At 63.7% G+C, this 7,082-nt stretch carries 11 protein-coding genes; 6 read left to right on the top strand and 5 right to left on the bottom strand.

Annotation, left to right across the window (positions count from 1 at the left end):
• The 3 genes from UP10_RS04500 to UP10_RS04490 all read left to right on the top strand — a co-directional run.
• On the top strand, positions 1-940 hold a 940-nt coding region (locus UP10_RS04500), incomplete at its 5' end, for a flagellin (RefSeq protein WP_050043931.1).
• Positions 941-1,145: 205 nt separating this feature from the next.
• Positions 1,146-1,511, top strand: coding sequence for a flagellar biosynthesis regulator FlaF (gene flaF, locus UP10_RS04495; protein WP_044586101.1), 366 nt, complete (start codon positions 1,146-1,148; stop codon positions 1,509-1,511).
• Between the two features lie 30 nt (positions 1,512-1,541).
• Positions 1,542-1,907: a hypothetical protein gene (locus UP10_RS04490; RefSeq protein ID WP_044541637.1), complete on the top strand. Its 366-nt coding sequence runs from the start codon at positions 1,542-1,544 to the stop codon at positions 1,905-1,907.
• A gap of 9 nt (positions 1,908-1,916) precedes the next feature.
• Here the strand turns inward: UP10_RS04490 and UP10_RS04485 are convergent, their stop codons facing one another.
• The 4 genes from UP10_RS04485 to UP10_RS04470 form a co-directional block, all read right to left on the bottom strand.
• Positions 1,917-2,300 (bottom strand): FlaG family protein, encoded by a 384-nt coding sequence (locus UP10_RS04485; RefSeq protein ID WP_044541678.1) that lies wholly within the window; start codon positions 2,298-2,300, stop codon positions 1,917-1,919.
• A gap of 166 nt (positions 2,301-2,466) precedes the next feature.
• The gene (locus tag UP10_RS04480) at positions 2,467-2,964 is read right to left on the bottom strand and encodes a hypothetical protein (protein WP_044586100.1); all 498 of its coding nucleotides are present in this window, start codon (positions 2,962-2,964) and stop codon (positions 2,467-2,469) included.
• A gap of 23 nt (positions 2,965-2,987) precedes the next feature.
• Positions 2,988-3,344 (bottom strand): flagellar assembly peptidoglycan hydrolase FlgJ, encoded by a 357-nt coding sequence (flgJ, locus tag UP10_RS04475; RefSeq protein ID WP_044586099.1) that lies wholly within the window; start codon positions 3,342-3,344, stop codon positions 2,988-2,990.
• Entirely contained in the window at positions 3,344-4,468 is a 1,125-nt protein-coding gene (locus tag UP10_RS04470) for a flagellar basal body P-ring protein FlgI (protein ID WP_044586098.1), read from the bottom strand. Before UP10_RS04470 ends, flgJ begins: the two co-directional genes overlap by 1 nt.
• 260 nt (positions 4,469-4,728) lie before the next feature.
• Here UP10_RS04470 and UP10_RS04465 point away from each other — a divergent pair, with 260 nt between their 5' ends.
• The gene (locus tag UP10_RS04465; RefSeq protein ID WP_044586097.1) at positions 4,729-5,142 is read left to right on the top strand and encodes a flagellar assembly protein FliX; all 414 of its coding nucleotides are present in this window, start codon (positions 4,729-4,731) and stop codon (positions 5,140-5,142) included.
• A 42-nt stretch (positions 5,143-5,184) separates the two neighbouring features.
• Here the strand turns inward: UP10_RS04465 and UP10_RS04460 are convergent, their stop codons facing one another.
• Entirely contained in the window at positions 5,185-5,571 is a 387-nt protein-coding gene (locus UP10_RS04460; protein WP_044586096.1) for a winged helix-turn-helix transcriptional regulator, read from the bottom strand.
• A gap of 105 nt (positions 5,572-5,676) precedes the next feature.
• On the opposite strand from UP10_RS04460, the gene UP10_RS04455 reads away from it, so the two are divergent.
• Both UP10_RS04455 and dksA read left to right on the top strand, forming a co-directional pair.
• Positions 5,677-6,288, top strand: a complete 612-nt coding sequence (locus UP10_RS04455) for an NAD(P)-dependent oxidoreductase (RefSeq protein ID WP_044586095.1) — start codon at positions 5,677-5,679, stop codon at positions 6,286-6,288.
• Positions 6,289-6,498: 210 nt separating this feature from the next.
• Positions 6,499-6,864: an RNA polymerase-binding protein DksA gene (dksA, locus tag UP10_RS04450; protein WP_197082755.1), complete on the top strand. Its 366-nt coding sequence runs from the start codon at positions 6,499-6,501 to the stop codon at positions 6,862-6,864.
• Positions 6,865-7,082: the final 218 nt, after the last annotated feature.

Genomic DNA, 7,082 nt, shown 5'->3' with positions numbered 1-7,082 from the left:
CCAGGTGCTGCAGAGCCCGGTCGGCTACTCGACCAAGGCCAATGTCGACGTCACCGGTACTGGCGCCGGCACCGGCACCACGGTGGCCACCGACCTCAATGCCGGCAAGCTCGGCGGTTCGGTCATCACCTTCAAGACCGCCACCGGCTCGCTCGCGGTCACGGTCGGTTCGAGCTTCTCGACCGGTGCGGGCACCGCGACCGTCCAGACGCTCGATCAGCTCAACAGCGTGCTGGCTTCGAACGGCGTTGCCGTCTCCGCGTCGCTCTCCGCGACCGCCGATACGCTGACCTTCACCTCGACCAACGATGCCGCCAGCCAGACCATCACCAAGACGGGCACCGCCCCGACCGGTGAAGGCGTCGACATTGCGGGCACCACCACTGCAACGGTCGGCACGGTCAATGCCGCCGTTTCCGATCCGACCTCGCAGGCGACCCGCGCCAACCTCGTCAGCCAGTACAACGTCATCATCCAGCAGATTACGACGACCGCCCAGGATTCGTCCTTCAACGGCGTCAACCTGTTGAACGGCGACAATCTGAAGCTGACGTTCAATGAAACCGGCAAGTCCACCCTCAACATCTCGGGTGTGACCTTTAACGCCGGCGGCCTTGGTCTCGGTTCGCTGACGGCTGGCACCGATTTCCTGGACAGCACCTCGGCAAACGCCATCGTTGCCAAGCTCGGCTCGGCCTCCGACACGCTCCGCTCGGAAGCGTCGTCGCTCGGTTCGAACCTCTCGGTCGTGCAGATCCGCCAGGACTTCAACAAGAACCTGATCAACGTGTTGCAGACCGGCTCGTCCAACCTGACGCTGGCCGACACCAACGAGGAAGCGGCCAACAGCCAGGCGCTGTCGACCCGCCAGTCGATCGCGGTGTCCGCGCTGGCTCTGGCCAATCAGAGCCAGCAGAGCGTGCTGCAACTGCTCCGCTAGATGTGGTGACAGTGGTTCAATGACGGCGGGGGAAACCCCGCCGTTTTTGTTTTTGTCCGGAGTATTACGGTATTTGTCCGTGCCGCGAGAAGGGCGCATTTCGTAACGGCTGATAACCATATTTAAAGGCGCCGGATGCATAAATATCGAGCGCTAGAATTGCGCTTTTGCGGCTCAAGAAATCCGCTTCCATCGAGGTTATTGAATGTCGAATGCTGCCCAGGCCTACGCACGCACATCCGCGACGACGGCCTCCCCCCGCGAAATTGAAGCGCAGGTCCTGCTGAAAGCTGCCCGGCAGCTGCAGGACGTCCAGACCAACTGGACTGGTCCCGGCAAGGAGCTGGACAACGCGCTGCTGTTCAACCGCCGCCTGTGGTCGATCTTCATCAGCGCCGCAGAGGGCGACGACAATCCGCAGCCGCTCGAGATCCGGCAGAACATCGCCAATATCGGCGTGTTCGTGATGAAGCAAACCATCGACATGCAGATAAATCCCGATCCCGCGAAGCTGAAGTCGCTGATCGATATCAACTGCAACCTCGCCGCCGGCCTGTCCGGCCGCGGCTGAGCATCGGCCTGTTTTCAAAGGAGGCTTGGTATGGCCGACCTGATGAGCATCCTGTCGGCCAACTACAAGGCCGTTGGCCTGACGGTTCCGTCCAACACGCCCTACGTGGCGGTCGATCCGAGCCTCTATCAGGGCAATTGGAGCGGGAAGTACGCCAACAACAAGACGTTCAAGATCACCGTGTCCAATGTCTCGGGCTTCCGCGCCAAGGTTCACTATCAGAGTGACGGCACCAGCAAGTACCAGGACGTGCTGATCAAGGACGGTGGATTCCGGATCGGCGATACGAAGTTCGCGCTGGTCAAGTCGGGCACCGCGTTGATCAAGAACGTCGTCACCGATCCCGCGACCGGATCGACCTATCTCGATCAGGCTTACGCCAACCAGGCGACCTGACGATTTGCTTCAGACCTGACGGTCGGTCGCGCGTGCGCGCGTTGGCGCATCCTTGCTCAGATCGAGCGCGTGGAAATAGGCGCGGCGGCGCAACGCCGCCTCTTCCGGAAACTGCCTCACCACCAGGTTGGTGCGATTGTCGACCACCTGGTAGACGACTTCGCCGGCGTCGTGATCGATGATGACCTGGTCCTTGACCGAGGTCTGGTTTGACTGCGGAGCATTGGCCGCGTTCGAGTCGATGCTGACGCGCACGGTCGGTTCGGGCGCGGTCACGCTCTGGCTCGGCGGCAGCTCGGTCGCGACCGCTCTCTGCGCCGTCTGGCTTGCAGGAGAGACCATCGGCGCCGCAACCGGTGCCCCCACCGGCTTGATGTTGAAATCCGTACTCATGGCAGCCTCGTAGTGCACCGGCACTAGTTTGCTTGAGTCAAATCCCAACCCTTCCCAATCCGCAACTCTACGGGGAACCTCTCAACAGGCTGTTAGGGAACACGCTGAAGAGCGCGCTGACGGGCGCGCTTCAAATTGAGGAAAATTGTAAGGACAGTGCGTGCGTTCAGAGCGAACGGCTGACGGTGAGCGGCGTCATGTTGCGCGGGCCGGGCGCTGCGCGCTTTCCGGCCGCGGTGTAGGTATTGGGAATGTTGCGGCGCTGCACCTCGGCGTTGACGCCGCGCACGATTCCTTCGGAGACCGCGTGCGCGGTGGCGAGTACCGTCAAATTGACCTGCAGCATGGCGCGGAACGTGTCGTGGTGGCGCCGTATCGTCGCCACGAGCTCGGGTTCGGTCTGCGACAGCATCTTGTGCATGGATTTCAGATGCTCGACCGCGATCATGTAGCGCCGCGACAAATCCGCCTTCTGCACCTCGAGCCGCATCCCCTCGCGCACCTTGCCGGCGCGCACCAGTTCGGTCTCCTGCTCGACGACGCCGAGCAGCGCGCTCATCACGTCCATCAGCTCCTTGGCGAGCCTCATGACATCGGGCGGCGTCGACGTCGCGGGCCTTGCGGCGGGGGCGGGCGCTGGCCGCTGCGGGGGACGCTGGTTCATCGTGCTTCTCCTCGGGAGCCGAATTAGCTTTGGTTCGCTTGCTGCATGATCAGCGAGCGGAACACGTCATGGGCGATGCCGACGCCGCCGGCCTTGGCGAAGTTCTTCGCATATTGGTCGGTCAGCATTGATCGCCACGCGCCGGTGCCGACCGTATCGCCGTACGGGCCGTCGCCCTTCAGGCCGCTCGTCATTTGCGAGAACATCGAGTTCAGGAACATCGATTCGAAATCGGTCGCGGTGGCTTTGGCCTTGGCCTGGGCCTGGGCTGGTACCTTGGTGAGCGCGTCCTGCAGCACGGGATCGGGGCGGCTATTGTAGAGCGGCATGAGTGCCTGCTTCGGCATGGTGCCGCCGCTGCTGTTGATCAGGCTCGTCATCACATCACCTCGATGTCGGCTTCGATCGCGCCGGCAGCCTTGATCGCCTGCAGGATGCTGATGAGGTCACGCGGCCCGATGCCTAGACCGTTGAGGCCGTCGACGAGCTGTTGCAGCGAGACGCCATCCTTCACGACGGCCAATTTCTTGCCGTCCTCGGTGACCGAGACGCTGCTGCGCGGCGTCACCACGGTCCGTCCGCGCGACAGCGGATTGGGCTGGCTGACCTGCGGACTTTCCGAGATCGTGACGGTGAGATTGCCCTGTGCGACCGCGACGGTGGCGACGCGGACATCGCGGCCCATGACGATGATGCCGGAGCGTTCGTCGATCACGATCTTGGCCGCGAGGTCCGGCTCGACCTGCAATTGCTCGATCTCGGTCAGGAAGGCGACGACGTTGCCCTTGAACTCCGGAGGGATCGAGAGCTGCACGGTGGAGGGATCGAGCGGCTCGGCGGTCTTGACCCCGAGATAGTCGTTGACCGCGGCGGCAATGCGCTTGGCGGTGGTGAAGTCGGCGTTGCGCAAGGCGAGCCGCACATTGGGCAGACGATTGAGCGCGAACTCGATCTCGCGCTCGATGATGGCGCCGTTGGCGATGCGGCCGACCGTGGGCACGCCGCGCGTGATCTTGGCGGCGTCACCTTCGGCCTGGAAGCCGGAGATCGCGAGCGAGCCCTGCGCCACCGCGTAGACGTTGCCGTCGGCGCCGAGCAGGGGAGTGACGAGCAGGGTGCCGCCCTGCAGGTTCTTGGCGTCGCCGAGCGCGGAGACGGTGACGTCCATGCGCGTGCCCTGGGTACCGAACGCCGGCAAATTGCCGGTGACCATCACGGCGGCGACGTTGCCGGTGCGGATCGTGGCGCCGCGGATGTTGACGCCCATGCGCTCGAGCATCGCCTGCAGCGACTGCTTGGTGAAGGGGATGTTGTTGAGCGTGTCGCCGGTGCCGTTGAGGCCGACCACGAGGCCGTAGCCGATCAGCTGGTTCTGGCGCACGCCTTCGATATTGGCGAGATCCTTGATCCGCGACGTCGCGGCTGCGGGCACGGCCGAGGCCGCCAGCGCGAACAGCGCGGCGCAGGCCAGTCCCAATAGATTTGCCGTACGGACGCCGGGCATCCCAGTGCTCCCCTCAACCTAACTCGCGGATCACGCGACACTCCCATGACGGTGATCCGCCATTAACCATGCGAGCCCTGTGCCACGTCGTTTTGCGTAAGCAATACGTTGATATGTTTGTCGAAATTGTCGGCGAGCCGTTTCATTCCGGTTTGTCAGCCCGCGCGAAACTGCCGTGCGGCGGCAGAAATTGCCGGGTCGTTTACGCACTGTTAACCATAAAGCGGCGATGCTCGCGGCGAGACAGCGAGAGCATCACGATGCGCATCTACGGACCGAACGGCACCACGCTTGGCACGTCCACCAGCAGCACGCGCCGCACCTCTTCGTCCGGTTTCTCGCTGCCTGACACGAGCACCACCGCCGACGACGTCCGCTCCACCGCGGCGCCAAAGGTCGCGACCAGTCTCGATGCGCTGCTCGCGCTGCAGGGCGTGGAAGATCCGACCGAACGCCGCAAGCGCTCGGTGGCCCGCGGCAAGGGCGCGCTCGACGTGCTCGACGATCTCAAGCTCGGACTGCTCTCCGGCAATTTCGATGCCTCCACGGTGACCCGGCTGCGCAGCGCTGCCGCAAACCTGAAGGAATCCTCCGGCGACCCCGGCCTCGATGCCGTGCTCGGCGAGATCGAGCTGCGGGTCGAAGTCGAACTCGCCAAGGCCGGGCAGTTCTAGGCTCTGCAGCATCCCGCTCATTCGTCTTGTGCCGCCAGTGCCTCAGGCCGCCAGCGCCTTGCGCTGGACGTCGTAACGGCGTTGCGCGGCCAGCACCTCCTTCAAATTCTGCTCGGCCCAGTCGCGCAGCGGATCGACGGCGCCGGCGAGCGTCAGCCCGAGCGGCGTGATCGAATATTCCACCGTGACCGGAACGGTTGCGATCGCGCGGCGGCGCAGTAGCCCGTCACGCTCGAGACTTTTCAGAACCTGCGACAGCATCTTCTGCGAGATGCCTTCGATGGCGCGGCGCAGCTGGTTGAATCGCGTCGGCTCGTCACGCAGCAGCAACAGGATCAGCACCGCCCATTTGTCGCCGACCCGATCGAGGATATGGCGCGTCGGGCAATTGGCCGAATAGGCATCCGGTTTCGGGCTTGCTGCTTTCATCGCGGTTACTCCGGCGTAATCAGGTGACGCATAAGTGCGCTCTTCACACCTACATTCATTTCGCTATCTAGTCACCATCGGAAACCAACCAATCGGAGATTTGAGATGAAGATCGCCATTGCCGGCGCATCCGGCCGGGCCGGCTCGCGCATCACAGCGGAACTTGCCCGCCGCGGGCATACCGTGACCGCCATCGCCCGCAATCCGGAGAAGATCGCTGCACTGCCTGATGTCACCGCCAAAAAGGGCGACGTGGACGACCAGGCCGGGCTCGCTGCGCTCTGGGCCGGCCATGACGCCGCGATCAGTTCGGTCCATTTTCTCGCCAGCGACCCGGCCAAGCTGATCGGGGCGGCCAAGGAGTCCGGGGTCGGCCGCTATTTGGTGGTCGGCGGTGCCGGCAGCCTCGAGGTTGCGCCCGGCGTGCGGCTGGTCACAACCCCCGGCTTTCCGGCCCAATACAAGGCCGAAGCGACGAGAGGCGGTGAGTTCCTCGACCTGTTGCGGCAGGAAAAGGACCTGAACTGGACCTTTTTGTCGCCCTCGGCGCTGTTCGTGGACGGCGAGCGGACCGGCAAGTTCCGCCTTGGGACCGACCAGCTTCTGACCGCTATGGACGGAAAAAGCTGGATCTCGTTCGAGGACTTCGCAGTTGCACTCGCCGACGAGATCGAGCGTCCGGCCCATCTCCGCCAGCGTTTCACGGTCGGCTATTGAGGCCGCGGGGCCGCCTCCGACCGGGCCGGATAAGTTTGCCTGTGCAAGGCCTTGGCGGCGGCCCGCGTTTGCCGGTGGCAGGCATTGTCTGTCACATGTCATGGCTATATAAGGCGCCGCGCGGGGGGGAGTTGTTCCCTCCGCCTGACAGGGACATGGCTGCCTTTGGAAAAGCTGAAGAACTACCGGCCGACTGAAAAAGAGCCTTTCATGAACGAGCGGCAGCGCGAGTATTTTCGCGCCAAGCTCCTGGCCTGGAAGGACGAGATCCTCCGCGAGTCGAAGATCACGCTGCAGACGCTGCAGGAAGAGAACGTCAATCATCCCGACCTTGCCGACCGCGCGTCTTCTGAGACCGACCGCGCGATCGAACTGCGCGCCCGCGACCGTCAACGCAAGCTGATCTCCAAGATCGATGCCGCGCTCCAGCGCATCGAAGACAACACCTACGGCTATTGCGAAGAGACCGGTGAGCCGATTTCGCTGAAGCGGCTCGAAGCCCGTCCGATCGCGACGCTGTCGGTGGAGGCGCAGGAACGCCACGAGAAGCGCGAGAAGGTCTATCGCGACGAGTAGTGGCGGCTGATCGCCACGGATTGAACCCGGCGCGCGCCGGTTGTAGGGTCGCGCCGCCATGATGACACGTACTCTCGACATAGCTTCGGTGTTTTTCCTGGGCTGATCCCGCTTCCACCTGGAAGCGTTGATCGGCCCCGCGACCTTTGGCTCGCGGGATTCCAGTGAACCGAATGGGCCGGCCTGACTCCGCGTGTCGCGGAGCGACGATGGCCGGC

The sequence above is a fragment of the Bradyrhizobium sp. LTSPM299 genome, from assembly GCF_000938235.1.
In the GTDB taxonomy this organism is placed as follows: Bacteria; Pseudomonadota; Alphaproteobacteria; order Rhizobiales; family Xanthobacteraceae; genus Bradyrhizobium.
The sequence above is the reverse complement of the archived record's forward strand: the minus strand, read 5'-3'. Positions and strand labels throughout refer to the sequence as shown.

Coding starts and splice junctions, on each gene's coding strand:
- flgJ (WP_044586099.1), bottom strand. CDS start 3,344: ATGACGAGCCTGATCAACAGCAGCGGCGGCACCATGCCGAAGCAGGCA.
- UP10_RS04485 (WP_044541678.1), bottom strand. CDS start 2,300: ATGAGTACGGATTTCAACATCAAGCCGGTGGGGGCACCGGTTGCGGCG.
- UP10_RS04460 (WP_044586096.1), bottom strand. CDS start 5,571: ATGAAAGCAGCAAGCCCGAAACCGGATGCCTATTCGGCCAATTGCCCG.
- UP10_RS04455 (WP_044586095.1), top strand. CDS start 5,677: ATGAAGATCGCCATTGCCGGCGCATCCGGCCGGGCCGGCTCGCGCATC.
- UP10_RS04480 (WP_044586100.1), bottom strand. CDS start 2,964: ATGAACCAGCGTCCCCCGCAGCGGCCAGCGCCCGCCCCCGCCGCAAGG.
- dksA (WP_197082755.1), top strand. CDS start 6,499: ATGAACGAGCGGCAGCGCGAGTATTTTCGCGCCAAGCTCCTGGCCTGG.
- UP10_RS04465 (WP_044586097.1), top strand. CDS start 4,729: ATGCGCATCTACGGACCGAACGGCACCACGCTTGGCACGTCCACCAGC.
- UP10_RS04490 (WP_044541637.1), top strand. CDS start 1,542: ATGGCCGACCTGATGAGCATCCTGTCGGCCAACTACAAGGCCGTTGGC.
- UP10_RS04470 (WP_044586098.1), bottom strand. CDS start 4,468: ATGCCCGGCGTCCGTACGGCAAATCTATTGGGACTGGCCTGCGCCGCG.
- flaF (WP_044586101.1), top strand. CDS start 1,146: ATGTCGAATGCTGCCCAGGCCTACGCACGCACATCCGCGACGACGGCC.